Genomic DNA, 23593 nt, shown 5'->3' with positions numbered 1-23593 from the left:
TCAGCCTTCGTCGAACGACTGGTCCATGTCCAGGGCCGGTCGTGGGTGCCTGGGTTTGCCGACCTGGCGAGCGGGGTTGCCGACCACGGTGGTATGCGGCGCTACCGCATGCAGCACGATACTGCCGGCACCCACCTTGGCGCCTTCGCCGATCTCGATGTTGCCTAGAATCTTCGCCCCCGCCCCGATCATCACGCCGCTGCGCACCTTCGGGTGCCGGTCGCCGCTTTCCTTACCGGTTCCGCCCAGCGTCACGCCCTGCAGAATCGAGACATCGTCGCCGACCTGCGCGGTTTCGCCGATGACGATCCCAGTGCCGTGGTCGAGCATGATGCCGCTGCCGATGCGGCTGGCTGGATTGATGTCGATGCCCAGGCGCTGGTTGCAGCGCGACTGTATGAAGAGCGCGAGCAGGCGTTCGTCCTGCTGCAGTAATTGATGGCCGACGCGATAGGCCTGAAGCGCCAGGTAGCCTTTGGAGAAGAGGAAGGCTTCGAGCAAGTTCTCGTAGGCCGGGTCGCGGTTGACGATCGCCTCCAGATCGCGCCAACCCTGTTCGGCCAGTTGTGGGGCGGCGCGGTGAAGGGTGGTGAAGCGGTCGCGAAGGGCGACGGCCTGCGCGTCGTTGTCAGCCAGCGCACGGCCGATGTTTTCCGCGAGTGCGTCGCCCAGGTTGGAGTGAGCCAGGACGGCCTGTTGGAGTAGTCCATGCAAGGCCGGTTCCTTTTGCTGTGCCTGCCCGGCTTGGGCGTGTAGCGCTTGCCAGAGGGTCGGATGGGTGTCGCTGGGCATGCCTGATCCTTATCCGAAGCGGAAGTCGTAGGGCTGTCGTGTCGCTCAACTGTAGCAGCCCAGCCGCGTTGCCCGGACGGCCTCGTATCGGGCCGCCTGCATCGGCTATTCTGTCGGACCCTGCCGTAGCCCGTGCGGCAGGCCAGTTGGAAGGCGGCCATGCTCATCAGTAAATTGCCCCATGTCGGCACTACCATCTTCACCACCATGTCGCAGCTGGCGGCTCAGACGGGTGCGCTGAACCTGTCGCAGGGCTTCCCTGATTTTGACGGCCCGGATGCGTTACGCGAGGCCGTGGCCCACCATGTCATGGCCGGGCACAACCAGTACGCCCCCATGACCGGCCTGCCAGCGTTACGCGAGCAGGTGGCCAGCAAGGTCGCGGCACGCTACGGTCGGCAAGTCAGTGCCGATACCGATGTCACCATTACGCCCGGCGCTACCCAGGCGATCTTTTGCGCAATCCACGCGGTCGTCCGGCCGGGCGACGAAGTGATCGTGTTCGATCCCTGCTATGACAGCTACGAGCCCTCCGTCGAGCTGGCTGGAGGTGTGTGCGTGCATCAAGCGCTGAGCCTGCCAGGCTTCTCGATCGACTGGCAGAAGCTGGCTGATGCGATCAACCCGCGTACGCGCATGATCGTGCTGAACACGCCGCACAATCCCAGTGGGACTCTGATCGAGCGGGCGGATCTTGACCGCCTGGCGACGCTGATTCGCGACCGTGACATCTACGTGCTCAGCGACGAGGTGTACGAACATCTGGTGTTCGACGGCCGTGAGCATGCCAGCGTGCTGCGTCACGACGAGCTGTACGAGCGCGCCTTCGTGGTCAGCTCGTTCGGCAAGACCTACCACGTCACCGGCTGGAAGACCGGCTACGTCATCGCGCCGCCTGCGCTCGGCAACGAGCTGCGCAAGGTGCACCAATACGTCAGCTTTACCGGCGTAACGCCGCTGCAGTGGGCGCTGGCGGATTTCATGGCAGCCCACCCGGAGCATCTCGACGAGTTGCCGGGCTTCTACGAGGCCAAGCGTGATCTGTTCTGCGACCTGCTCGCCGGCTCGCGATTCAGCTTCAACCGGGCGGCTGGCACCTATTTCCAGCTGGCTGACTATTCGTCGATTCGCCCCGATCTCGATGACGTCTCGATGTCCGAATGGTTGACCCGGGAGCATGGCGTCGCGACGATTCCGATCTCAGTGTTCTACCAGACGCCGCCGGAAGGCCTGCGACTGGTTCGCTTCTGCTTTGCAAAACGAGAGGAGACGCTGCGCCAGGCAGCGGAACGACTATGCGCGATTTGACAACCCTACCCGATCTTGAGCTGGCGCTCATCCAGACGAGCCTCGTCTGGCAGGATGCCCAGGCCAACCGGGAGCAGTTCATCGGCTTGCTCGACGAGGCGCGCGGCGCCGATCTGATCGTGCTTCCCGAGATGTTCACCACCGCTTTTTCGATGAGCGCCGCAGAATTGGCCGAGCCCGAGGAAGGGCCGACCTATGCGTGGCTGCGCGAGCATGCGGCGCGGATGAAGGCGGTGGTCACGGGTAGCGTCATCATCGAGGCGGCGGACGGCACGCACCGCAACCGGTTACTCTGGGCGCGCCCTGATGGCCAAATCGCTCATTACGACAAGCGCCACTTGTTCCGCATGGCTGGCGAGCACGAGCACTACACTGCCGGCAGCGAACGCGTGCTGTTCGAACTGAACGGCTGGCATGTGCGTCCGTTGATCTGTTACGACCTGCGCTTCCCGGTATGGAGCCGCGACGCGCACGACACCGACCTGCTGCTCTACACGGCAAACTGGCCCGCCGCGCGGCGCAGTGCCTGGAACCGGTTGCTGCCGGCGCGTGCCATCGAGAACCTGTGTTTCGTGGCGGCGGTGAATCGGGTCGGGGAAGACGGTAAAGGCTACCCATACAGCGGTGATAGCCAGGTGCTCGACTATTTGGGCGATCCGCTGCTGGAAGCTGGCGATGCGGACGGCGTGTTCCGGATAACGCTAAGTGCTGGCAACCTCGCAAGGTTTCGCAGCAAGTTCCCGGCTTATCGCGATGGCGATGCGTTTGAGCTGAAGTATTGAGCGCGGCGAGTCAGCGACGGGCGGCCCGGCTTTGCTTGTGACGCCACATCAGCATGCCGTAGATCGAGGCGTTGGTCAGCACGACGATAGCCGCCAGCGCGTACTGCACAGGTACGCTCAGCCAGTCGGGGTAGATGAGCGGCAGCAGGTGATGCTCGATGAAACCAGCCTCGTACCCGGCCTCGCCCGCGAGCCGGCGTAGCTGATTTTCCAGGCCGGTCAGTGGGCATAGGCGGCCAGTGAGCTCGACATAGACGCCCCAGGCCGCAGCGGGGAGATGCAGCACAATCCAGCCCCGCTTCCAGGCGACCAACAGGCCGCCAAGCAACACGAACAGAATGAATGCCAGGTGCACTAGCAGTACCGCATCCGCGGCAATCCGGTAGAGCATGACGTCATTCCCTCGAACTGGGCGGGTTGAAGGCGCTGATCTGGCGGTCTTGCCGGCGGGCCAGCAGGCCTACCGCGAACAGCGCACCAAGCAACGCCATGAACATGTCCGACTGGGTGTCCCAGGGGTCGCCCTGCGTTCCGAGAAAATCCTCTGCACCTTGGCCGGCCAGCAACGCCACCCACCACTCGATGAGTTCGTAGAAGGCGCTGAATCCCAAGGCCACGCAGATGGCGAGGAAACCGAGCATCCGCCCTGGCCTGACGACGCCGAGGCGTAGCAGGATCTCCCGGGCCAGCAGCGCAGGGGTAACGCCCTGGATGAAGTGGCCAAGCTTGTCGTAGGGGTTGCGCTCCAGGTCCAGCCAATCCTGGACCCAGAAGCCCGGCGGCACCCGGGCGTAGGTGTAGGCGCCACCGAGAATCAGGACCAACGCATGAATGGCGATCACCCCATACAACAGCCGCGTCAGCGGCAAACGACCGTAGCTCCAAACGAGCAGCGGGGCGGCAATCAGCACGGGTGCAACTTCGAGTAGCCAGGTGGCGCGGTCATAAGGCGCGATGCCGGAGCAGACAAGGGCCAGCAGAACCCCGGTTGAGAGCGTCGCGTAGAGCGTTTTATCGTGCATGTCAGGCCTCCCGGATGCAGCAGAGCATGCAATGCGCGCCTGGCCGGCGCAACGACCTAGCCCGGCCTCCCGAATGTTCGTTCTGCGTCGCCATGGCGAGAGAGCAGGCGAGGGCAGCGCTGCAGGTCGACCTGGCCAACATAGCGGTTGGCGTTGCCCTGCGCGCAAGCCACGCTACGGTTTCGCCAGCGTTCCCATTCGTCGACCGGATACTGCCTGTTCCATAGGTCGTAGAGCCGTCGGTCTTGCTTCGACAGGCGCAGGTGATAGCGCTCGCTCATGTACAGGTAAACCCGGGCGATCACGCCGCGGCTGTAAGCCGGCGGCATGGCGGTGCGTTGTTTGAAGTTCACCACGAACGGGCATGCCCCGTACTGGGTCGGCTTTTCGCTGAGCATGCCGAAACCGTAGTTGCTGCGATCGCCGTTCACTTCTCCGACGACGGGCACGAGATTGTGCAGGTCGGCTTCCGCCTGGCTGAATACCGGATCGCGAGAGGTGCATTGCTTGCGGCCGCCCTGTTGCCAGCATTGTCGCTGGTGGCCGATCACCCAAGCCGGGACGATGTGCTCCCATTCGACCCGCGCGGCGCGCCTGGGCTGTTTTCGGGGTTGGTAGCCACAGCTGGCGAGGTCGATGCGGCTGCCCTTGAACTGACAGCGGCAATAGAAGTCGACGGGGCGTTCGGCATAGATCCGCGAGGCGATCTTCTTCGCTTCGCGAAACGTGCGTGGCGCCTCGGCGTGGGTCTGGACGGGTAAAAGCAAGGCGAGCAGAAGCAGGCTGAGCAGGCGCATGGTGTTCTCGACGACAGGCTGAGAATCGCATCCATGCGGGGCGCGCTATCTTACTGATCTGGCTGAATCTTCATAGATAACAATAAGTTACTGATATCACCTGGCCTGCTCCAAGCCCAGCCGATTGATCCGCAGCGAGGCCAGGATAATTACTCCACCAATGGCCAACAGCAACAGATTGGTTTCGGTGCCCCAGATGACCAGGTTGAGAATCAGGCCAACCGGTACGGCCATGTTGTTCATGACCGCAAGGGTCCCGGCGTCGACCAGCGTGGCCCCCTTGTTCCAGCAGAACTGGCCCAGCGCCGTCGCCAACACGCCCATCCAGATCAATACGCCCCATTGGGCCGGGGTACTCGGTAATTTGTCTGGATTGCCGAACAGCAACCATGCCGGCAGCACGATGACCAGTGCCCCGAGGAAGAAATAACCGAAGCGGCGGTAAAGCGGAATGTCCGAAGGATAGCGCTGGGCCAGATGCTTATAGCCGACCTGGCCGGCAGCGAAGGTAAAGTTCGCCAGCTGCATGAGCAGGAAGCCGCCTAGGAAGTCCTCGGTGATACCGTCGTAGCGGATGATCGCTGCGCCAAGCACCGCCACGGCGGCGGCCACCAGTGCCCACGGGTTGAAGCGGCGGTTGATCGCGTCGTCGATGAGCGTCACGTGCAGGGGCGTCAACACCGTGAACAGCAGCACTTCGGCGACGGTCAACACGTTGAAACTGAGGTAGAGGCACAGGTAGGTCACGCCGAATTGCAGCGCGCCAACCAGCGTGACACCGGCGATGAAACCGGGCGCCACACCACGCCAGCGTGTCAAGGGCAGGAACACGGCGCTGGCGAGCAGCACGCGGGTGAGAACGGCGAAGTAGCTGTCGACCTGGCCGGCAAGGTAGGCGCCGATCAGGTTAAAGGAATAGGCCCAGAGCAGGGTGACGAGAACCAGGTAGCGCATGCCGACTCCTCATGACGGGGCGGCGACCATACCGGCTCGGTGCGAAAGGGGGAAGAGGTCGTGCAGCCATCCCGAGGCGCGAATGCGCCCCGGGTTAGGTGGTCGCGTCAGGCCGCCTTGCTCTGCGCTTCGCGAGATGCCCGGTTCAAGGCGCTAAACAGCGCGCGAATGCTGGCTGTCGTGATGTTTTCGTCGATGCCGATTCCATGCAGCGGTCGCTCGCCGTCCAGGCGGACCTCGATATAGGCGGCCGCGCGGGCGTTGCTGCCGGCGCCGATCGAATGCTCGTGGTAATCCATGATCTCCAGCTTGACCGGCAAGCCCGCAACCAGCGCCTCCAGCGGGCCCTTGCCGATGCCGCGCCAGCGCATGATCTCGCCCTCGCTGGACACCTCCACATCGACGGCGCTGGTGCCGTTCTCCTCCTGCAAGCGATGGCTCTTCAACGTGTAGGGGGCGGTAGCCTGCAAGTACTCGCTTTCCAGCAATGCATAGATCTGCTTGGCACTCATTTCCAGGCCGAGGCGATCGGTTTCGCGTTGCACCACCTGGCTGAACTCGATCTGCATGCGCCGTGGCAGGCTGATGCCGTATTCCTGCTCGAGCAGGTAGGTGATGCCACCCTTGCCGGACTGGCTGTTGACACGAATCACCGCTTCGTAGCTGCGGCCGATGTCGGCCGGGTCGATTGGCAGATAGGGCACTTCCCACATGCCGTTCGGGTCCTGCTGGCTGAAACCCTTGCGGATCGCGTCCTGGTGCGAGCCGGAGAAGGCGGTGTGGACCAGGTCGCCGACATAGGGATGGCGCGGATGCACCGGCAGCTGGTTGCATTCCTCGACCACCTTGCGCACGGCGTCGATATCGGAGAAGTCCAGTTGCGGATCGACACCCTGGGTGTAGAGGTTCAGCGCCACGGTCACCAGGTCGACGTTGCCGGTGCGTTCGCCGTTGCCGAACAGGCAGCCTTCGACGCGATCGGCACCCGCCATCAGGCCCAGCTCGGTGGCGGCGACACCGGTGCCGCGGTCGTTATGGGTGTGCAGGCTGATCAGCACGCTGTCGCGCTTGTTTACATGGCGACCGAAGTACTCGATCTGATCGGCGTAGATGTTCGGCGTCGCCGCTTCGATCGTCGCCGGCAGGTTGAGAATCAGCTTCTGCGCAGGCGTCGGCTGGAACACCTCGATCACGGCGTTGCACACCTCGACGGCAAAGTCGGTCTCGGTCGAGCTGAACACCTCGGGCGAATACTCGAAGCGCCAATCGGTTTCAGGCGCTGCCTCGGCCAGACGCTTGATGACCTTCGCCGCGCTCACGGCGATGTTCACCACACCGGCCCTGTCCTGGTTGAAGACGATGCGGCGGAAGCTCGGCGCGGTCGCGTTGTAATAGTGGACGATGGCCCGCTTGGCGCCCTTAAGCGATTCGAAGGTACGGGTGATCAGGTCCTCGCGGGCCTGGGTCAGTACCTGGATGGTCACGTCGTCGGGAATATGACCGCCCTCGATCAGTTCACGGACGAAATCGAAATCGGTCTGCGACGCCGACGGGAAGCCCACCTCGATCTCCTTGAGGCCGATCTGCACCAGTGTCTTGAAGAAACGCATTTTCTTGCCGGCATCCATCGGCTCGATCAGCGACTGGTTGCCGTCGCGCAGATCGGAGCTCAGCCAGATCGGTGCCTGCGTGATGGTTTTCGATGGCCAGGTCCGATCCGCAATGTTGATCGCCGGAAAAGCGCGATATTTCGTCGAGGGATTCTTGAGCATGGTCATGGTGTTTCTCCGTCGGTGGCGTGGGCGAGAGGGGGCGGCTCTCGCGTACAGCATCGTTGATGGTGCAAACCTAGTTGGTCTCCGGGATCTATTGCAAGAACAGTTTTAAAATTGGAATAAATCACCAATTATTCTTTTTGAAAGCAATAAATGGTTGGAAAGGGTGGCTGGTTGGGCGTTCGCTTGCCGCCTGGCTTGCGGCCTCATGTCGCATCGATGGGTCGAATGGGCGTGCGATGATCCTGCCGCTCCGCTGGAGCTTGTCTGAAACAGGAATGCAGTCGTGACACGCAAAGGGCTTTCGACATCGAGCATCTGGCTTGGCTTGTTCGCCATGCTGATGATTCATGTCGGCCCCTTGTACTCCGCCCTGCAGGCCACCGCTGCGCAGACATCCAACGCCAGTGCGCATGTGCACCTGCATGATGAGCTAGGGCAGGCGGCTTCTACCGCCATGGACCACCACGGCGGCCGCGGGGTCAGTGCCCCCGCATGGCTGAGCGCGCTGAAATTCTGCGGCTATTGCGAGCTGCTGACGCTCAATCCGCCGCTGACACTGTCGTTGCAGCTAGCCTTGCCGCTGCTGCGTCCTGTCCCCGTCCATGCACTGCCTGCGAAGCCTCTGCCCCCGACCCGGCGCAGCAGCAGCGGATACCCGCGCGCGCCACCCGTACTGCCTGGCTGATGCTCCGGGCCGCCTGCACGCGGCCTGACAAGTCAACGCAGATATGGAAAACCTATGTCCAGGCACACTCGTGGTTGCACGGCGCGCTCGCGCCTGTCCGTTACTTTTGCTCTTCGTCCTGGCTGCCGTCGCTGGCAGCTGGCCCATGGCGCCTTGCTGGCCGTGCTGGCCGGCACGGCGCTCGCGGCCGAACCTACCGATCCGCAGGACCACGCCGCGCATGCCGACGCTGGCGCGACGTATGAGCTGGCGCCCATGGTCATCACTGGTGTCGCGCAGCAATCGCCGCTCACCGTGGTCACCGATCCGAAGGTTCCGCGCCAGCCGATGCCGGCCAGCGACGGTGCCGATTACCTGAAGACCATCCCCGGCTTCTCGGCGGTGCGTAACGGCGGCGTCAACGGCGATCCGGTGTTTCGTGGCATGTTCGGCTCGCGCCTGAAGTTGCTGTCCAACGGCGGCGAGATGCTTGGCGCTTGCCCGAGCCGCATGGACTCGCCCAGCTCGTACATCAGCCCGGACACCTACGACAAACTGACGGTCATCAAGGGGCCACAGACGGTGCTCTGGGGCCCCGGCGCGTCGGCTGCCACGGTGCTCTTCGAGCGTGAGCCGGAGCAGTTCAGCGAGCCGGACTACCGCCTCAATGGCAGCGTGCTGACGGCTTCGAACGGACGCTTCGACCGTAACCTCGATGCGGCCGCCGGCAATGCCCAAGGCTACGCGCGGCTGATGGCCAACAGTTCGCAGGCCGATGACTACGCCGATGGCAACGGCGATACCGTCCCGTCGCGCTATGCCAAGTGGAACAGCGACGTCGCGCTGGGCTGGACGCCCGACGACGACACGTTGCTCGAGCTGACCGTGGGCCGCGGTGACGGTGAAGCGCGTTATGCCGGACGCGGCATGGACGGCAGCCAGTTCAAGCGCGAGAGCGCGGCGCTGCGGTTCGAGCGGTCCAACCTTGGCGAGGTGCTGCAGAAGATCGAGGCGCGCGTCTACTACAACTATGCCGACCACGTCATGGACAACTTCAGTCTGCGCACGCCTTCGGGTACCGGCATGATGGCCAACCCCATGGCGGCCAACGTCGACCGGCGCACCCTGGGCGGCCGGTTGGCCGCGACCTGGCAGTGGGACGACTACACCCTGGTGTCCGGGGTCGATGCGCAGCGCAACGAGCACCGCAAGCGCAGTTCCCGCTACGACATGATGACCGGCGACTTCACGGCGCATGACCGTTTCGCCTGGGACAAGGACGCGGACTTCCACGATTACGGCGTGTTCGGCGAACTGACCCGTTCGCTGAACGATGATAGTCGCCTCATCGGCGGCGCGCGCCTGGATCACGCGACCACGCAGGACTACCGCAGCAGCGGCCCCTCGGCGGGTGACAGTCGCAGCGACAACCTGCCGAGCGGCTTCCTGCGCTATGAGCAAAACCTGCGTTCGCTTCCGGCAACGGCCTACGTCGGCCTGGGCCACACCCAGCGCTTCCCCGACTACTGGGAGCTGTTCTCAGGCGGTGCCAATGCCTTTGCCAACGTGAAACCGGAAAAGACCACCCAACTCGATGTCGGCCTGCAGTACAGCCAGGGCCCGCTCGATGCCTGGGCCTCGGCGTATGTGGGGCAGGTGCGGGACTTCATCCTGTTCAGCTACGGGACCAACATGATGGGCATGTCGACCTCTAGCGCCGGCAATGTCGACGCGCGCATCATGGGCGGCGAACTCGGCGCCACCTACCGCCTGAATTCGAACTGGAAAACCGATGCCAGCCTGGCCTATGCCTGGGGCAAGAACAGTTCCGATGGCCAAGCGCTGCCGCAGATGCCGCCGCTGGAAGGGCGCCTGGGGCTGGGTTACGAGCGCGGCGACTGGAGCGCGGCGGGCCTGTGGCGGCTGGTCGCGGCGCAGACCCGGGTGGCCGAAGGGAAGGGCAACGTGGTCAGTCGGGACTTCGATGAGAGCGCAGGTTTCGGGGTGTTCTCGCTCAACGGCGCCTATCGCCTGAACCGTCATCTCAAGCTGAGCACTGGCATCGACAACCTGCTCGGCAAGGCCTACAGCGAGCATCTGAACCTTGCCGGCAATGCCGGAATCGGCATGGCGGCGGACGAGCGCATCAACGAGCCGGGCCGCACCTACTGGGCTCGTGTCGACATGAGCTTCTGACCAGCAGCGCCATAAGCCGGGGCAGGGCGTTTTGCTGCTCCGGCTTGCCGGTTGGCCAAGCCGGCCGCGTCGACCGGCAGCGCGCCGCAGCGCCAGACGGCTTTTAGGGTGGGCTGGTGCCGTCCGGCGCGCCCGCTTGCGCGGCTCTCGTCACTTCGCCGGGTTGCCCAGACGTGGCGCGCCAGTCGCGCATGTCCGCGCCGCTCGGGTGCTGGAAGACGCGCAAGCCGAACTCCGGCAGGATCGCCAGCAGATGGTCGAAGATGTCCGATTGGATGCTCTCGTACTTCACCCACTGCACCGTATTGGTGAAGCAGTAGATCTCCAACGGCAGGCCATCTGCCGTCGGGCTCAGTTGGCGGACGATCAGCGTCATGGACTGATGAATGCCGCCGTGGCTGCGCAGATAGCGCTCCACGTAAGCGCGGAAGCTGCCGATGTTGGTGATGCGCCGAGTATTGACCGGCTCCTTGCCGCGCTCTTCTAGCTTGGCGTTCCACTCGTCGATCTCGCGGCGTTTCTCGGTGAGGTAGTCGTCGAGCAGGTTGAAGCGGTGCAGGCGCTCGCACTCGTCCGTGCTCAGGAAATGCACGCTCTGCTGATCCAGGTAGAGGCAGCGCTTGATGCGCCGGCCGCCGCTTTCCTGCATGCCGCGCCAGTTCTTGAACGAGTCGCTGATAAAGCGCTTGGTCGGGATATTGGTGATGGTCTTGTCCCAGTTCTGCACCTTCACGGTATGCAGCGCGATGTCGATCACGTCGCCGTCGGCGTTGAGTTGCGGCATCTCGATCCAGTCGCCGACGCGGATGATGTCGTTCGAGGAGATCTGCACGCTGGCAACGAGCGAGAGGATAGTGTCCTGGAAGATCAACAGCAGCACCGCCGCCATCGCGCCGAGGCCGGACAGCAGGATCAGCGGCGAGCGGTCGATCAGTGTGGCGATGATGAGGATCGTCGCAATCGCATAAATGGCGATCTTGATGACCTGCAGGTAGCCCTTGATCGGATGGACGTGAGCATCGGCACGGCGCTGGTACATCAGGTTGATGATGTCCAGCAGCGCGCCCAGGGCGAGCGCGATCGTCAGGACGATAAAGCCGCTACACACATTGCGCACCACGGTGACGGCCGCTTCAGGCAGGCCGGGCACCGCGTTGACCCCGACCGAGAGCACCAAGGCCGGAACGATGTTCGACAGGCGGCGGATGATGCCAAAGTCCTGCAATTGCGCATCCCGCGAGCTGCGCAGCACCTTGTATAGGCCGCGCACGAGGATGCGCTTGACCACCCAGTTGGCCAGCCAGGCGGCAAACAACAACGCCGCGCTGGCGACGAGTGTCTGGAGCTCGGGATGGGCCCTGAGCCAATCCATTGAACTGCTCAGTTCGTCCTGCATCGGTATGACTCCGTCATTGGGTAGCGGTCAGCGTATGAATTCGCGGCTGATCGAGCGGAACAGGTCCGTGCCGGCCTGTTCCATCCATTCGAAGGCGACCATTTCGCGCGACACGATCTGCGCGCCAGCCTGTTGCATGCGCGCGAGCCCGAGCGCCTTGTCAGTGGCGCGCCGGGAGCCGACGGCCTCCTCGACGATGAACACCTGGTTGCCGCGAGCGAGAAGGTCGAGCGTCGTTTGCAGCACGCAGATATGGGTCTCGATACCGCTGATCACGAACTGCTGCCGCTCGCCGCCGGGCCGTTTGAACAGCTCGCCGTCGCGGGCCGCCGAGAAATGCAGCTTCTCAATGATCGCGTCTTCGGCAATGCCGTCGCGCAGCGAGGCGAGCGTCGGACCAAGGCCCTTGCTGTATTGCTCGGTCAGCAGCACCGGCACGCCGACGCGCTGCGCGACCTGGATCAGCCAGGCACTGTGGTCAGCCAGCGTGGCGCCGCCCTCGATAGCGGGAAACAGCCGCTCTTGGATATCGACGATGAGCAGGGTGGATTGCTGCGGGTGGATGAGCATGGCGGCTCCTCAGGGTTTGAATGCGCCAATGAAGATAGACGGGTCGACGCGCGAATCGTTGAGGCTGACGTTCCAGTGCAGGTGCGGGCCGGTCGCGCGACCGGTCGAGCCGACCCGGCCGAGCACTGCGCCCCGGTCGAGCGCGTCGCCGACCTGCACCTCTACCTTGGACAGATGACAGAACATGCTGATCAATCCCTGGCCGTGGTCGACGAATACTGTCTTGCCATTGAAGAAGTAATCGCCGGTCAGGATGACCGTGCCGGCGGCGGGCGCCTTGATCGGTGTGCCGGCCGGCACGGCAAAGTCGAGCCCCGAATGCGGGTTGCGCTCCTGGCCGTTGAAAAAGCGGCGCAGCCCGAACGGCGAGGACAGCGGGCCGTCGACCGGCTTGTCGAATAGCAGATTGCTGGGCTGGCGCGCGCTGAATGCTCGGTAAGCGCGTGTCTGCTCGTTCAGTTCGCGCTCGATGCGCTTGAGATCGTCGGGGTTGGGATCAACCTGGCGCTGATTTTTAAGGGTGATGCGTTGTTCTCGATAGGTGCGGGGCGAGACGCGGAACGGGCGGGGCTGGCCGTCGACGTCGAGCGTCTGCTCAACGGCCTTGGTCGAGAGGGGAATGCCGACGATCGCGATCCAGCGCTGGCCGTCTTCACGGATCACCAGTACCGGCTTGCCATCGTACCGGGCACGTGGAGCACTGGCTGCATCGCCCAGGTCGACGACCGCGACGCCGCCCGGCACGGGTTTGTTCAGCAAGCGAGTGAGGAAGCCCTCGGCATGGGCGGGAAGGGCAAGCAGGAGGGTAATCAGCAAGGCGAAGGCGCGAAGCATGCGGGGATCCGTCTGGAGAAATGGCCCATCCTCGCGTAAACCTCCAGCCAGCGAAAGAGGCGGGGAGGCGCGGCTCACAGCGCGGTGGGCCTCCAAGGTGCCTCAGAGCAGCGGCAGGGTCACGGGTACGAGGTGGTTGTCCTCGACCCGCACGTCCAGTTCGCCTTCACCCAGGCGTGCCTTGAGCCGCTGGCCGGGTTGGGTCTGCTTGGCGCTGCGAATCGCCTGGCCTCGCTCGTCGAGCAGGATGCTGTAGCCGCGTGACAGCGTGGCGAGCGGGCTGACTACATTGAGTGTTTGCACTGCTGCCTGGAGCTGGTGCCGCTGACCCTTGAGCCGGTCCTGCATGGCGCGGGGCAGCCGCCCGGACAGATGCTCGAGGCGCTGTTTCAGGAGCGTGAGGTTACGCCCTGGATGTTGCGCATTCAGCCGGGTGTCCAAGCGTGCAAAACGCTCCTGTCCGGCACAGAGGCGGCGGTCAATGCCGCGCAACAGGCGCTGTTCGAGGTCGTCGATCCGCTGGGCTTGTTGCTGGAGGCGTTCGCCGGGATGACGCAGACGTCGCGTCAGGCTGTCGAGGCGGGCCCCGTCGCGATGCAAGCGGTCATGCATCCGCAGCAGCAACCGCTGGCGCAGGCCTTCGAGGCGCTGGCGCACGTCGGCGCTACTGGGTGCTAGCAGTTCGGCGGCGGCCGAGGGGGTTGGGGCGCGCACATCGGCGACGAAATCGGCGATGGACACGTCCGTCTCGTGGCCAACCGCGCAGACTATGGGCGTCTCGCAGGCGGCCACCGCGCGCGCTACGACCTCTTCGTTGAAGCACCAAAGATCCTCCAGCGAGCCACCACCGCGGGCGAGAATCAATGCATCGAAACCGCCACGATCGGCCAGTTCCAGCGCACGGACGATCTGCACCGTCGCGTCGCGGCCCTGTACCGGGGTAGGGACCAGCGTCAGCGCGACATGCGGTGCGCGGCGGCGGAACACGGTGATGATGTCGCGGATCACCGCGCCGGTGGGCGAGCTGACAATGCCGATCCGTCGCGGGTGAGCGGGCAGCGCGCGCTTGCCGGCTGCGTCGAACAGACCCTCGGCGCTGAGCTTTTCTTTCAGCGCCTCGAACGCCAGGCGCAGGGAACCGTCGCCCGCTGGCTCGACATTGTCGAGGATCAGCTGGTAATCGCCACGGCCTTCGAAGAGCGATACGCGGCCGCGAACCTTGACCGCCAGGCCGTCACGCAACGCCTGCCGCACGCGCAACGCGTTCTGGCGGAACAGGGCGCAGCGTACCTGGGCGTTCTTGTCCTTGAGCGTGAAATACAGGTGGCCGGAAGCCGGCTTGGCCAGGTTGGAGATTTCGCCTTCGACCCAGACCTGGGCGAACACGTCCTCCAGCAGCAACCGTGCGCGGTTGTTGAGCTGGCTGACCGTCAGCACTTCGCGGTCGAGATTCAGGCGTTGGAAAGGATCGTTGAGCATGGCGGCGATGATAAGGGAAACGGGCGAGGGGTGCTGCAACCGACCAGCCGGCATTGACCTCCCCTGGCGTGGCATTAAGCTGCGCGGCCACGACATCACCTGCAGAGCCGTTCATGGGCCACAGCCAAGCCATCATCGTCCCTCGCGTCTCCACCTTCCCGGGCCATGAAGCCAAGGCGCGCATGATCCTGCGATGGCTGGCCGAACGCCGCATCGTCGAGCCATTGCCCACGACTTGCGCGCGCGGCGCGGGTGGAATGGGGTATGCGATCGCCCCAGGAGCGCGCCGCGTGGTGCATCACCCGGACCGTTTGCCCTTCGGCGAAGCGATCAATGGATTGGAAGTCGTGCTTAAACGCTGCATCTATACACCCACCCGCGATTTCGCCGAGGAGGCCGGCTGCCCGGAGTGCCGTCGGGAAATCGGGGAAGCGTTGTTCGAGAGTCTGGACGAATGGATGCCGGCGCAGACGGAAAATTTCATCTGCCCTGAATGCGGTTTCGAGGACGACATCAACGGGTTTCTCTTCATCCCGGCCTGCGGTTTTTCCAACCTGGGCTTCATCTTTAACGGCTGGGGCGACGCGGAGTTCAAGCCCACCTTTATCGAGGAGTTTGCCGAGCGCCTCGGTTTTGCGGTGTCGCTGATCGTCGCTTCGGCGTGACCGAACGGTCAGTTCGGCAGCGACGCGCTCGGTGGTGTTTCTGGACACTAATGCGCGCGCATTGAGCGTAAGGGGCGGCGTGGGTATAATGCCGCGCTTCCTTTTTCCCGCCTGGGAGCCCCCGCCATGCTGCGTATCAGCCAAGAAGCCCTGACTTTCGATGACGTTCTCCTGATCCCGGGTTATTCCGAGGTCTTGCCGAAGGATGTCAGCCTCAAGACCCGCCTGACCCGCGAAATCGAGCTGAACATTCCCCTCGTTTCGGCCGCGATGGATACCGTTACCGAGGGCCGCCTGGCCATCGCCATGGCGCAGGAAGGCGGCATCGGCATCATCCACAAGAACATGAACGTGGAGCAGCAGGCGGCTGAGGTGCGCAAGGTCAAGCGTCACGAGACGGCTATCGTTCACGATCCGGCCACCGTCAGCCCTGAAACCAAGATCAGCGAGTTGCTGCGCAAGGCGCGCGAACTGGGCTTCTCGGGCTTCCCCGTGGTGTCGGGCAAGGAGCTGGTGGGTATCGTGACCGGGCGCGACCTGCGCTTCACGCCGAACGTCGGTGATTCGGTCGCCGCGATCATGACGCCGAAGGAAAAGCTGATCACCGTTCAGGAAGGCACTGGTCTCGAGCAAATCAAAGCCAAGCTCCATGAGCACCGCATCGAGAAGATGCTGGTCGTCGACAGCAATTTCCACCTGCGTGGCCTGGTCACCTTCCGTGATATCGAAAAAGCCAAGACCTACCCACTGGCGTCGAAGGACGATCAGGGTCGGTTGCGTGTCGGTGCTGCGGTCGGCACAGGTGCTGATACCGCCGAGCGCGTCGAAGCACTGGCAGCAGCCGGCGTTGACGTGATCGTCGTCGATACCGCTCACGGCCATTCGCGCGGCGTACTCGATCGCGTGCGCTGGGTGAAGGACAACTTCCCACAGGTACAGGTCATTGGCGGCAACATTGCCACCGCCGAAGCCGCGCTTGACCTGGTCAAGGCCGGCGCCGACGCGGTCAAGGTCGGCATCGGTCCGGGCTCGATCTGCACCACCCGCATTGTCGCCGGTGTCGGCGTGCCGCAGATCTCTGCCATTGCTAACGTCTCCGCTGCGCTCGAAGGCACCGGCGTGCCGATGATCGCCGACGGCGGTATCCGTTTCTCCGGTGACCTGTCCAAGGCCATCGTCGCCGGCGCCAATGCCGTGATGATGGGCTCTATGTTTGCCGGTACCGAAGAAGCCCCGGGCGAGATTGAGCTCTTCCAGGGCCGCTCCTATAAAGCCTACCGTGGCATGGGCTCGCTTGGCGCAATGTCCCAGGCCCAGGGCTCGTCCGACCGCTACTTCCAGGATTCCGCCGCGGGTGCCGAGAAACTCGTCCCCGAGGGCATCGAAGGGCGTGTGCCGTACAAGGGTTCGCTGGCTGCGATCATCCACCAGCTGATGGGCGGCCTGCGTGCCTCCATGGGCTACACCGGCAGCGCGACCATCGACGATATGCGCACCCGCCCGCAGTTCGTACGCATCACCGGGGCCGGCATGGCGGAGTCGCACGTGCATGACGTGCAGATCACCAAGGAAGCGCCCAACTACCGGGTTGGTTGATATTTCTGTCGCTGGAGGCTGAACGCCGAGCGGCTGGATGAGCACATGACTCCTTCAGCCGCTTGCGTTCAGCCTTCAGCCGTTTTTCCCAGGGGAAAAAAATGGCCCATCAAGACATTCACGCTCACCGCATCCTGATCCTCGATTTTGGCTCCCAATACACCCAGTTGATCGCCCGTCGCGTTCGCGAGCTCGGTGTTTACTGCGAGTTGCATCCGTGGGACATGAGCGAGGACGACATCCGGACTTTCGCCCCGCGCGGCATCATCCTCGCGGGTGGCCCCGAGTCCGTTCATGAAGCGGGCAGCCCACGTGCGCCGCAGATCGTCTTCGACCTTGGTGTGCCGCTGTTCGGCATCTGCTACGGCATGCAGACCATGTCCGAGCAGCTGGGTGGCCGGGTTCAAGGCTCGGACGAGCGCGAGTTCGGCTATGCACGGGTTGATCTGGTCGGCAAGTCCAAGTTGTTTGACGGCATTGAAGACCACATGGACGACGACGGCGTGTTCGGCCTCGATGTCTGGATGAGCCACGGCGACAAGGTCACCGATTTGCCGAAGGGCTTCCATATCCTGGCCAGCACGCCGAGCTGCCCGATTGCCGCCATGGGCGACGAGGAGCGTTGCTATTACGGCGTACAGTTCCACCCGGAAGTGACCCACACTCGCCAGGGCGGGCGCATTCTGTCGCGCTTCCTGCTGGAGATCTGTGGCTGCGAGGCGCTCTGGACGCCGTCCAACATCGTCGAGGACCTCGTCGAGCAAGTGCGCGCTCAGGTGGGTTCTGACAACGTTCTGCTGGGCCTGTCTGGCGGCGTGGACTCTTCCGTTGTCGCGGCGCTGCTGCATAAGGCCATTGGCGAACAGCTGACCTGCGTTTTCGTCGACAATGGCCTGCTGCGTCTGCACGAGGGTGACCAGGTCATGGCCATGTTCGCCGAGAACATGGGCGTCAAGGTGATCCGGGCTGACGCCGAAGCGCAATTTCTGGACAACCTCGCCGGCGAGGCCGATCCGGAAAAGAAGCGCAAGATCATCGGCCGTACGTTCATCGACGTCTTCGACGCTCAGGCGAGCAAGCTCGACAACATCCAGTTCTTGGCTCAGGGCACGATCTACCCGGACGTCATCGAATCGGCCGGCGCCAAGAGTGGCAAGGCGCACGTGATCAAATCTCACCACAACGTCGGCGGCCTGCCGGAGGAAATGAACCTCAAACTGGTCGAGCCGTTACGTGAGCTGTTCAAGGACGAAGTCCGCAAGATCGGGCTCGAACTCGGCCTTCCCTACGATATGGTGTATCGCCATCCCTTCCCGGGCCCGGGTCTGGGCGTGCGTATTCTCGGCGAAGTGAAGAAGGAATACGCCGACCTGCTGCGTCGCGCCGATGACATCTTCATCACCGAGCTGCGCAAGGCGGATTGGTACCACAAGGTCAGCCAAGCCTTCGTGGTATTCCAGCCGGTGAAATCGGTCGGTGTGGTGGGGGATGGGCGTCGGTACGCCTGGGTCGTCGCGTTGCGTGCGGTCGAAACCATCGACTTTATGACGGCCCGCTGGGCGCACCTGCCCTACGAGCTGCTGGAGAAGGTCTCCAACCGCATCATTAACGAAATCGAAGGTATCTCCCGCGTGACCTACGACGTGTCGAGCAAACCGCCAGCAACGATCGAGTGGGAATGATCGACCGTCCGGCAATGTCCGGCACTAACTGGCAATAGATGCCTTGGAGCCCGCGTAATTGCGGGCTTCTTGCATTTTGCGTGTGGAATTTTCTGGCAAGTTTTGGCAGCGGCAAGCAACTCTTTTGCGTGGTACAGATAATGGTAGTATCCAGATGAAATGCCATGCGCTGCCCTCGATACCATGGTGGTGTCGAGCTGGCTTCATGGTATTTATTTTAGGTTAGTCATTGATTTATAAGGGTTTATATCCTTTTAGATTGAGGCCTTTCTATCATGGTATTTCTACTTGGAGATTCGCCAGGGCGATGCTGACCGATACCAAGCTGCGCAACCTCAAACCGCAAGAGAAGCTATACAAAGCCAATGACCGAGATGGTCTTTATGTTGCGGTCACGCCTGCCGGCTCAATCTCATTCCGCTACAACTACGCAATTCACGGCAGGCAGGAGACCATCACCTTCGGTCGCTACGGGGTTGGTGGAATTACCTTGGCAGAGGCGCGGGAGCGCTTGGGTGAAGCGAAGAAGATGATCGCTGCAGGCAAGTCTCCTGCGAAGGAGAAAGCGCGGGCCAAGGCGCGCGTCAAAGATGCAGAGACCTTCGATGCTTGGGCCCAAAAATGGCTACGTGGCTATCAGATGGCTGATTCAACTCGTGACATGCGCCGTTCGGTCTATGAGCGTGAGCTGAAGTCGAAATTTGGTAGCCGAAAGCTCATCGAAATCAACCATGAAGATCTGCGAGCACTCGCTGACTCCATTGTCGAGCGCGGTGCCCCGGCGACGGCGGTGCATGCGCGCGAAATCGTACAGCAGGTGTTCCGCTGGGCAATTGAGCGAGGTCAGAAAGTTGAGAACCCCGCCGACTTGGTTCGTTCGGCAAGCATTGCCAAGTTCGAACCTCGTGACCGCGCATTGGCGCCTGATGAGATCGCCCTGATGTACCAGTATATGGACCGTATCGGTACTGCATCATCTGTGCGTGCCGCAGCCAAACTGTTGTTACTCACCATGGTGCGCAAGAGTGAGTTGACCAATGCCACATGGGGCGAAATCAACTTTACGGAGGCGCTATGGACCATTCCCAAGGAGCGCATGAAGCGTCGTAACCCTCATTTGGTGTTCCTGTCTAGGCAGGCCCTGGACTTCTTCATTGCGCTAAAGACCTTTGCGGGCGGCTCGGACTACGTTTTCCCGTCTCGTTACGATTCCGATCAGCCTATGAGCGCTGCGACGATCAATCAAGTGCTGACTTTGACCTATCGACTCGCGCAAAAGGAAGGCAAACCGCTTGGCAAGTTCGGGCCGCATGACCTGAGGCGTACGGCAAGCACGCTTCTGCATGAGGCAGGTTACAACACCGATTGGATTGAGAAGTGTCTTGCTCATGAACAGAAGGGCGTGCGAGCGGTTTACAACAAAGCTGAGTACCGCGACCAGCGGCGGGAGATGTTGCAGGATTGGGCCAATATGATCGATGACTGGACTGCTGGTAATTCCCGCTGATTTTTTAGCGGCTAAATTTCACGCTGATGTTACCGCTTCAAATGGAGCGCATCAGGAATGGACCCCAGCGCCTTCGATACGGCTTGGCGTCCGATTCCCAATCTTCGCCCAATCTCCGATTGACTGAAACCGAAGTGCAGCAGTGCAAGCATCTGCTTTTTTCTATCTGATAGCTTTGAATCCACCATGAGGCGCGCTTGATAGCGGAGTTCCGCCTTGTCCGCTGGCTGGGTTGTTTGGCCCAACATGTAATAGTAGAAATAACTGTCTACCAGCGGGGTCCCGGATGCTGCCTGTGGCGTGGACCGTTTCGCGCATTGACGGTTGAGCCTTGCGAGTTCGAGATCAAACTGTCCCTGGGATCGTTTAGCTGTCCGATACGTTGGGTTCCATGCGCCATCCATCCGCTTCGGCCGGTGCTTGAGGCAGTATCGGTGGCTGAGTTCGAGCTTTCTATGGTCGTCCAGTTCGACATCATTGATACGCCCATCAGCTATCGTCGCCATGAAGGCAGCGAACTCGGTTAGATTGCCGCAGAGATCGCAAAAACCATGTTTTCGTTGGCTATTTAGGTTGACGCCTTTTGCGGGGTTTGACGTTTTGGGTCGTTTGCAGGCGCAGTCCCAGACCAATTCTATAATTGACTCCAGGGTTGCGACAAAGCGCTGGTCTGTAGCGGTCTGCCTATCCTCCGTCTTGATAAATTGGCGTAGCAGCTGACGTTGCATGCGAACCATAGCGTCAAGTCCTACTAGCCGAATGATCGCGCTGAGACTAACGCCCGTACCAGATCCCGGCACGTATCCACTGTACTTGTCCGGAAGAGTCGTCATGTATGCGGCCACAGCGGGATCGATGACTTCTTCTATCAACCCAATGATTGGATAGCGCCGAGAAGATATGGAATACGGCTGCCAGCGCCCCTCGAATTTCCGAATGGCTTCCAAAACTGAAGGTGCGCAATTTGCCCATACGACGATGCTAAATTCTTTTCTCATGTCAACTATTATGGACAATTAACACGGTAAAGCAATGTGCACCGCTTGGCAGCATGAGGCAGGTATCGGTAATTGGAGGCCAAGCCATGCAAGCATTGCAAAGCAAGACGTTGATCAACCGAAAAAGGTTATCGGAGATAATCCCTCTCTCGACGCGAACTATCTATAACTTGGAGCAGCGGGGGGAGTTCCCGCGCCGTATCGTGCTTACTAGCAGAAGTATCGCGTGGGACTTGGCGGAAGTTGTAGAGTGGATTGAGGCACGCAGAGCGTCAGGTATTCAGGCAGCCCGCCCCGGCGACGAGAGGAGCTGATATGGCCCTCGACCTAATGGCAGGATTCACCAAGCTGCCTCCGCCGATAGATTACGTTTTACCTAATATGGTTGCTGGCACCGTGGGCGCACTTGTGTCGCCTGGCGGGGCTGGTAAGTCTATGTTGATCCTGCAATTGGCCATGCAGATCGCCGGCGGGCCCGACTTATTGGAAGTGGGGGAGCTGCGCAATGGCACGGTGGTGTATTTACCCGCCGAAGACCCACCTATAGCAATCCATCACCGTTTGCACGCCCTTGGCGCATACCTAACTGCCGAGCAGCGGCAATCCGTGGCTGATGGTCTGCTGATTGAGCCGCTAATCGGAAGATGTCCCAATATTATGGCGGTTGATTGGTTCGATCGCCTCAGACGGGCTGCCGAGGGGCGTCGTCTGATGATTTTGGATACCCTGCGCCGGTTTCATATAGAGGAAGAGAACGCCAGCGGGCCTATGTCGCAGGTGATCGGCCGAATGGAGGCCATAGCCGCCGATACGGGCTGCGCAATTGTGTTTCTGCACCATGCCAACAAGGGCGCCGCCCTGGCGGGCACTGGCGATCAGCAGCAGGCCAGCCGTGGGTCATCGGTGCTAGTTGATAACACCCGTTGGCAGTCGTATTTGTCAGGCATGACGCAAGTCGAGGCCGAGGAGTGGGGGGTTGATGAAGGTCAACGTGGGTATTTCGTCCGCTATGGCGTTAGCAAAGCAAACTACGGCGCACCTTTTCGGGAGTGTTGGTTCCGGAGGCACGAAGGCGGCGTCCTCAAGCCTGCTGTGCTCGAACGACAGAAACGCCTTTCACCTGCGAAGTTGAAGTCCGTAACGAGGGGCGGCAATGAAAACTGGTAACCAGGTCGCCCCGACCAGCACGGTATTGCAGGCACGAGTAATGATCTATCAGCCCAGTCAGCGTCCACGAGAGCTGGCGGGGCAATGGATGGACACCTGCTTCGGTCGATGCCGCGTAACCGGCAGGCTGGGTCAGCGTCATGCCGATATCGTGGAGTCCATGTTGTATGTGGCTGAACGCCGACGCGAAATATCAGACGGCGGCATCGAGCTGCTGATCGACCCGGCGAGGCTGCGCCGGATGCTATCCGATCACCAGTACAGCCACGACCGCATCAAGAAGCTGCTGACCGACCTGCGGGCCGCCACGGTAGAAATCGTGACGCCGGAGCTGGAGTGCAGTGGTGAGCGGATCATCGGCGGCCTGATCGACCACGTTATCCCGTCACCTATGACCCGACGTGATCCGCTCACTGGCGGCGTTCGCCATTTGTGGCGCGTCCGGCTAGGTGTTGCTCTGGTGATGCTGTTGGAAAGGGACTTGTCCCTTTACTACCCGCCTGGCCCCATCGCCCGGTTGCAACACGGGATCAGCCAGGCGCTTGCGCGGCATGTCCTGACCCACAAGCAACACCCGGCGGGAGGCTGGCACCTGGACACGTTGATTCGTGCCGTAGGAGGCGGAGCAGTCGATAGCATGATGCTGCGCAATTATCGGCGGCGGTTGAAGGAGGATGCCGCTGGATTGATCGAAGTCGGCATTGAGTTAGCCGCCGCGGACAGAGTAAAGCGTGTCACAGCGGCCCGATAGCGTGCCACAACGGCCCGATGGCGTGTCACAGCGGCCCGGCAGCGTGCCACAGCGGCCCGATTTTTTGCAGTTTTGGCAGGATATTCAGGATGTCTTAGGATATCCAGGCGGTGTAATTGCCCGCTTGAGACGGGCGCTTACACCTTTTTTGCGCACGGCCTGATGGTTCGCTCAATCGGTTTGAGGCCGATGGTTGGACGCCAAGGGGGAGGGAGGTGGCAGAGGCCATCTCTATACGTCGTCAGGCGACAAGTCCCCTGATTGTTGATTCAAGGGCTCGCTGCGATTTAGAGAATTAGCAGCTAAAGCGGCAGGGCGCTTCAGCTGCTAAATTTCCGCCATGATCTCAGAGGTGTTTGTATGCAAAGTCCAGACGAACACGCTGGTTTGCTGGTACGCATGGTATTGATTAAAGCAGCGGTGGCTGACGCGATAGGCGAGAATAGGCAGCTTGGCCTAAGTGATGTTGAGCCGTCGGCTAAGGAAGGAATTGCCGCAGAGGTTGCCGAGATTGACTTCTCGCGTTGGAAGTCTGTTCCAGTGGCGTAGCGATTGCCCCGGCACCATTTTTAATAGCTAGATTTCTCGTCTCGTCGGCCGCGATTAACTATCGCGGCGTTCTCATCGGCAGGTCTTACCGCTATCGCTTCCAGAA

General features: G+C 61.9%; 23 protein-coding genes. 12 read left to right on the top strand and 11 right to left on the bottom strand.

Going from position 1 to position 23593, the window contains the following annotated elements; genetic code table 11:
- Entirely contained in the window at positions 1–792 is a 792-nt protein-coding gene (gene cysE, locus KXR72_RS05730; RefSeq protein WP_437420115.1) for a serine O-acetyltransferase, read from the bottom strand.
- Between the two features lie 159 nt (positions 793–951).
- Between cysE and KXR72_RS05725 the strand changes: the two genes are divergently transcribed.
- Together KXR72_RS05725 and KXR72_RS05720 are read left to right on the top strand one after the other, a co-directional pair.
- On the top strand, positions 952–2100 hold the full coding sequence (locus KXR72_RS05725; protein WP_437420114.1) for a pyridoxal phosphate-dependent aminotransferase: 1149 nt from the start codon (positions 952–954) through the stop codon (positions 2098–2100).
- On the top strand, positions 2088–2882 hold the full coding sequence (locus KXR72_RS05720; RefSeq protein ID WP_437420113.1) for an amidohydrolase: 795 nt from the start codon (positions 2088–2090) through the stop codon (positions 2880–2882). Before KXR72_RS05725 ends, KXR72_RS05720 begins: the two co-directional genes overlap by 13 nt.
- Positions 2883–2892: 10 nt before the next feature.
- Here the strand turns inward: KXR72_RS05720 and KXR72_RS05715 are convergent, their stop codons facing one another.
- From KXR72_RS05715 to leuA, 5 genes are all read right to left on the bottom strand, one after another.
- Complete coding sequence (locus KXR72_RS05715; protein ID WP_437420112.1) at positions 2893–3273, bottom strand: DUF2784 domain-containing protein; 381 nt, start codon at positions 3271–3273, stop codon at positions 2893–2895.
- A gap of 4 nt (positions 3274–3277) precedes the next feature.
- Positions 3278–3904: a DUF2238 domain-containing protein gene (locus tag KXR72_RS05710; protein ID WP_437420111.1), complete on the bottom strand. Its 627-nt coding sequence runs from the start codon at positions 3902–3904 to the stop codon at positions 3278–3280.
- Positions 3905–3960: 56 nt separating this feature from the next.
- Positions 3961–4701 (bottom strand): endonuclease, encoded by a 741-nt coding sequence (locus KXR72_RS05705; protein ID WP_437420110.1) that lies wholly within the window; start codon positions 4699–4701, stop codon positions 3961–3963.
- 96 nt (positions 4702–4797) lie between these two features.
- Positions 4798–5655, bottom strand: a complete 858-nt coding sequence (locus tag KXR72_RS05700) for a carboxylate/amino acid/amine transporter (protein ID WP_437420109.1) — start codon at positions 5653–5655, stop codon at positions 4798–4800.
- Positions 5656–5762: 107 nt separating this feature from the next.
- The gene (gene leuA / locus KXR72_RS05695; RefSeq protein ID WP_437420108.1) at positions 5763–7433 is read right to left on the bottom strand and encodes a 2-isopropylmalate synthase; all 1671 of its coding nucleotides are present in this window, start codon (positions 7431–7433) and stop codon (positions 5763–5765) included.
- 283 nt (positions 7434–7716) lie between these two features.
- Here leuA and KXR72_RS05690 point away from each other — a divergent pair, with 283 nt between their 5' ends.
- Positions 7717–8118, top strand: coding sequence for a DUF2946 domain-containing protein (locus KXR72_RS05690; protein WP_437420107.1), 402 nt, complete (start codon positions 7717–7719; stop codon positions 8116–8118).
- A 54-nt stretch (positions 8119–8172) separates the two neighbouring features.
- Positions 8173–10293: a TonB-dependent copper receptor gene (locus tag KXR72_RS05685; protein WP_437420106.1), complete on the top strand. Its 2121-nt coding sequence runs from the start codon at positions 8173–8175 to the stop codon at positions 10291–10293.
- A 103-nt stretch (positions 10294–10396) separates the two neighbouring features.
- Here KXR72_RS05685 and KXR72_RS05680 read toward each other — a convergent pair whose 3' ends face one another.
- The 4 genes from KXR72_RS05680 to xseA all read right to left on the bottom strand — a co-directional run bounded on the left by KXR72_RS05680 (position 10397) and on the right by xseA (position 14572).
- Positions 10397–11689: a mechanosensitive ion channel family protein gene (locus tag KXR72_RS05680; protein WP_437420105.1), complete on the bottom strand. Its 1293-nt coding sequence runs from the start codon at positions 11687–11689 to the stop codon at positions 10397–10399.
- A 27-nt stretch (positions 11690–11716) separates the two neighbouring features.
- Positions 11717–12259: a hydrolase gene (locus KXR72_RS05675; protein WP_437420104.1), complete on the bottom strand. Its 543-nt coding sequence runs from the start codon at positions 12257–12259 to the stop codon at positions 11717–11719.
- A 9-nt stretch (positions 12260–12268) separates the two neighbouring features.
- Positions 12269–13093, bottom strand: a complete 825-nt coding sequence (locus tag KXR72_RS05670) for a peptidoglycan DD-metalloendopeptidase family protein (RefSeq protein WP_437420103.1) — start codon at positions 13091–13093, stop codon at positions 12269–12271.
- Positions 13094–13195: 102 nt separating this feature from the next.
- On the bottom strand, positions 13196–14572 hold the full coding sequence (gene xseA / locus KXR72_RS05665) for an exodeoxyribonuclease VII large subunit (protein ID WP_437420386.1): 1377 nt from the start codon (positions 14570–14572) through the stop codon (positions 13196–13198).
- A 113-nt stretch (positions 14573–14685) separates the two neighbouring features.
- Here xseA and KXR72_RS05660 point away from each other — a divergent pair, with 113 nt between their 5' ends.
- The 4 genes from KXR72_RS05660 (at position 14686) to KXR72_RS05645 (ending at position 20022) form a co-directional block, all read left to right on the top strand.
- Positions 14686–15237 (top strand): sugar ABC transporter ATPase, encoded by a 552-nt coding sequence (locus KXR72_RS05660; protein ID WP_437420102.1) that lies wholly within the window; start codon positions 14686–14688, stop codon positions 15235–15237.
- 126 nt (positions 15238–15363) lie between these two features.
- Positions 15364–16833 (top strand): IMP dehydrogenase, encoded by a 1470-nt coding sequence (gene guaB / locus KXR72_RS05655; protein WP_437420101.1) that lies wholly within the window; start codon positions 15364–15366, stop codon positions 16831–16833.
- 101 nt (positions 16834–16934) lie between these two features.
- Complete coding sequence (guaA, locus tag KXR72_RS05650; protein ID WP_437420100.1) at positions 16935–18515, top strand: glutamine-hydrolyzing GMP synthase; 1581 nt, start codon at positions 16935–16937, stop codon at positions 18513–18515.
- 307 nt (positions 18516–18822) lie between these two features.
- Entirely contained in the window at positions 18823–20022 is a 1200-nt protein-coding gene (locus tag KXR72_RS05645; RefSeq protein WP_437420099.1) for a tyrosine-type recombinase/integrase, read from the top strand.
- A 29-nt stretch (positions 20023–20051) separates the two neighbouring features.
- Here the strand turns inward: KXR72_RS05645 and KXR72_RS05640 are convergent, their stop codons facing one another.
- The gene (locus tag KXR72_RS05640; protein WP_437420098.1) at positions 20052–21020 is read right to left on the bottom strand and encodes a LuxR family transcriptional regulator; all 969 of its coding nucleotides are present in this window, start codon (positions 21018–21020) and stop codon (positions 20052–20054) included.
- Positions 21021–21073: 53 nt separating this feature from the next.
- Between KXR72_RS05640 and KXR72_RS05635 the strand changes: the two genes are divergently transcribed.
- The 4 genes from KXR72_RS05635 (at position 21074) to KXR72_RS05620 (ending at position 23487) form a co-directional block, all read left to right on the top strand.
- Positions 21074–21334 carry a helix-turn-helix transcriptional regulator gene (locus tag KXR72_RS05635; RefSeq protein WP_437420097.1) on the top strand — a complete coding sequence of 87 codons (261 nt, stop codon included), beginning with the start codon at positions 21074–21076 and terminating at the stop codon, positions 21332–21334.
- A gap of 1 nt (position 21335) precedes the next feature.
- Entirely contained in the window at positions 21336–22187 is an 852-nt protein-coding gene (locus KXR72_RS05630) for a helicase RepA family protein (protein WP_437420096.1), read from the top strand.
- The gene (locus KXR72_RS05625; protein ID WP_437420095.1) at positions 22174–22938 is read left to right on the top strand and encodes a hypothetical protein; all 765 of its coding nucleotides are present in this window, start codon (positions 22174–22176) and stop codon (positions 22936–22938) included. The genes KXR72_RS05630 and KXR72_RS05625 overlap by 14 nt, the downstream gene beginning before the upstream one ends.
- A gap of 360 nt (positions 22939–23298) precedes the next feature.
- Positions 23299–23487, top strand: coding sequence for a hypothetical protein (locus KXR72_RS05620; RefSeq protein ID WP_437420094.1), 189 nt, complete (start codon positions 23299–23301; stop codon positions 23485–23487).
- Positions 23488–23593: the final 106 nt, after the last annotated feature.

Origin of the sequence: Stutzerimonas chloritidismutans, assembly GCF_051486945.1 — a bacterium.
GTDB classification, from domain to species: domain Bacteria; phylum Pseudomonadota; class Gammaproteobacteria; order Pseudomonadales; family Pseudomonadaceae; genus Stutzerimonas; species Stutzerimonas chloritidismutans_B.
The sequence above is the reverse complement of the archived record's forward strand: the minus strand, read 5'-3'. Positions and strand labels throughout refer to the sequence as shown.

What these genes read in the sequence shown, in the direction of transcription:
- KXR72_RS05620 (WP_437420094.1), top strand. Translation starts at nt 23,299, where the DNA reads ATGCAAAGTCCAGACGAACACGCTGGTTTGCTGGTACGCATGGTATTG.
- guaB (WP_437420101.1), top strand. Translation starts at nt 15,364, where the DNA reads ATGCTGCGTATCAGCCAAGAAGCCCTGACTTTCGATGACGTTCTCCTG.
- cysE (WP_437420115.1), bottom strand. Translation starts at nt 792, where the DNA reads ATGCCCAGCGACACCCATCCGACCCTCTGGCAAGCGCTACACGCCCAA.
- xseA (WP_437420386.1), bottom strand. Translation starts at nt 14,572, where the DNA reads ATGCTCAACGATCCTTTCCAACGCCTGAATCTCGACCGCGAAGTGCTG.
- KXR72_RS05715 (WP_437420112.1), bottom strand. Translation starts at nt 3,273, where the DNA reads ATGCTCTACCGGATTGCCGCGGATGCGGTACTGCTAGTGCACCTGGCA.
- KXR72_RS05725 (WP_437420114.1), top strand. Translation starts at nt 952, where the DNA reads ATGCTCATCAGTAAATTGCCCCATGTCGGCACTACCATCTTCACCACC.
- KXR72_RS05635 (WP_437420097.1), top strand. Translation starts at nt 21,074, where the DNA reads ATGAGGCAGGTATCGGTAATTGGAGGCCAAGCCATGCAAGCATTGCAA.
- KXR72_RS05705 (WP_437420110.1), bottom strand. Translation starts at nt 4,701, where the DNA reads ATGCGCCTGCTCAGCCTGCTTCTGCTCGCCTTGCTTTTACCCGTCCAG.
- guaA (WP_437420100.1), top strand. Translation starts at nt 16,935, where the DNA reads ATGGCCCATCAAGACATTCACGCTCACCGCATCCTGATCCTCGATTTT.
- KXR72_RS05685 (WP_437420106.1), top strand. Translation starts at nt 8,173, where the DNA reads ATGTCCAGGCACACTCGTGGTTGCACGGCGCGCTCGCGCCTGTCCGTT.
- KXR72_RS05670 (WP_437420103.1), bottom strand. Translation starts at nt 13,093, where the DNA reads ATGCTTCGCGCCTTCGCCTTGCTGATTACCCTCCTGCTTGCCCTTCCC.
- KXR72_RS05630 (WP_437420096.1), top strand. Translation starts at nt 21,336, where the DNA reads ATGGCCCTCGACCTAATGGCAGGATTCACCAAGCTGCCTCCGCCGATA.
- KXR72_RS05645 (WP_437420099.1), top strand. Translation starts at nt 18,823, where the DNA reads ATGCTGACCGATACCAAGCTGCGCAACCTCAAACCGCAAGAGAAGCTA.
- leuA (WP_437420108.1), bottom strand. Translation starts at nt 7,433, where the DNA reads ATGACCATGCTCAAGAATCCCTCGACGAAATATCGCGCTTTTCCGGCG.
- KXR72_RS05625 (WP_437420095.1), top strand. Translation starts at nt 22,174, where the DNA reads ATGAAAACTGGTAACCAGGTCGCCCCGACCAGCACGGTATTGCAGGCA.
- KXR72_RS05720 (WP_437420113.1), top strand. Translation starts at nt 2,088, where the DNA reads ATGCGCGATTTGACAACCCTACCCGATCTTGAGCTGGCGCTCATCCAG.
- KXR72_RS05710 (WP_437420111.1), bottom strand. Translation starts at nt 3,904, where the DNA reads ATGCACGATAAAACGCTCTACGCGACGCTCTCAACCGGGGTTCTGCTG.
- KXR72_RS05660 (WP_437420102.1), top strand. Translation starts at nt 14,686, where the DNA reads ATGGGCCACAGCCAAGCCATCATCGTCCCTCGCGTCTCCACCTTCCCG.
- KXR72_RS05675 (WP_437420104.1), bottom strand. Translation starts at nt 12,259, where the DNA reads ATGCTCATCCACCCGCAGCAATCCACCCTGCTCATCGTCGATATCCAA.
- KXR72_RS05640 (WP_437420098.1), bottom strand. Translation starts at nt 21,020, where the DNA reads ATGAGAAAAGAATTTAGCATCGTCGTATGGGCAAATTGCGCACCTTCA.
- KXR72_RS05700 (WP_437420109.1), bottom strand. Translation starts at nt 5,655, where the DNA reads ATGCGCTACCTGGTTCTCGTCACCCTGCTCTGGGCCTATTCCTTTAAC.
- KXR72_RS05680 (WP_437420105.1), bottom strand. Translation starts at nt 11,689, where the DNA reads ATGCAGGACGAACTGAGCAGTTCAATGGATTGGCTCAGGGCCCATCCC.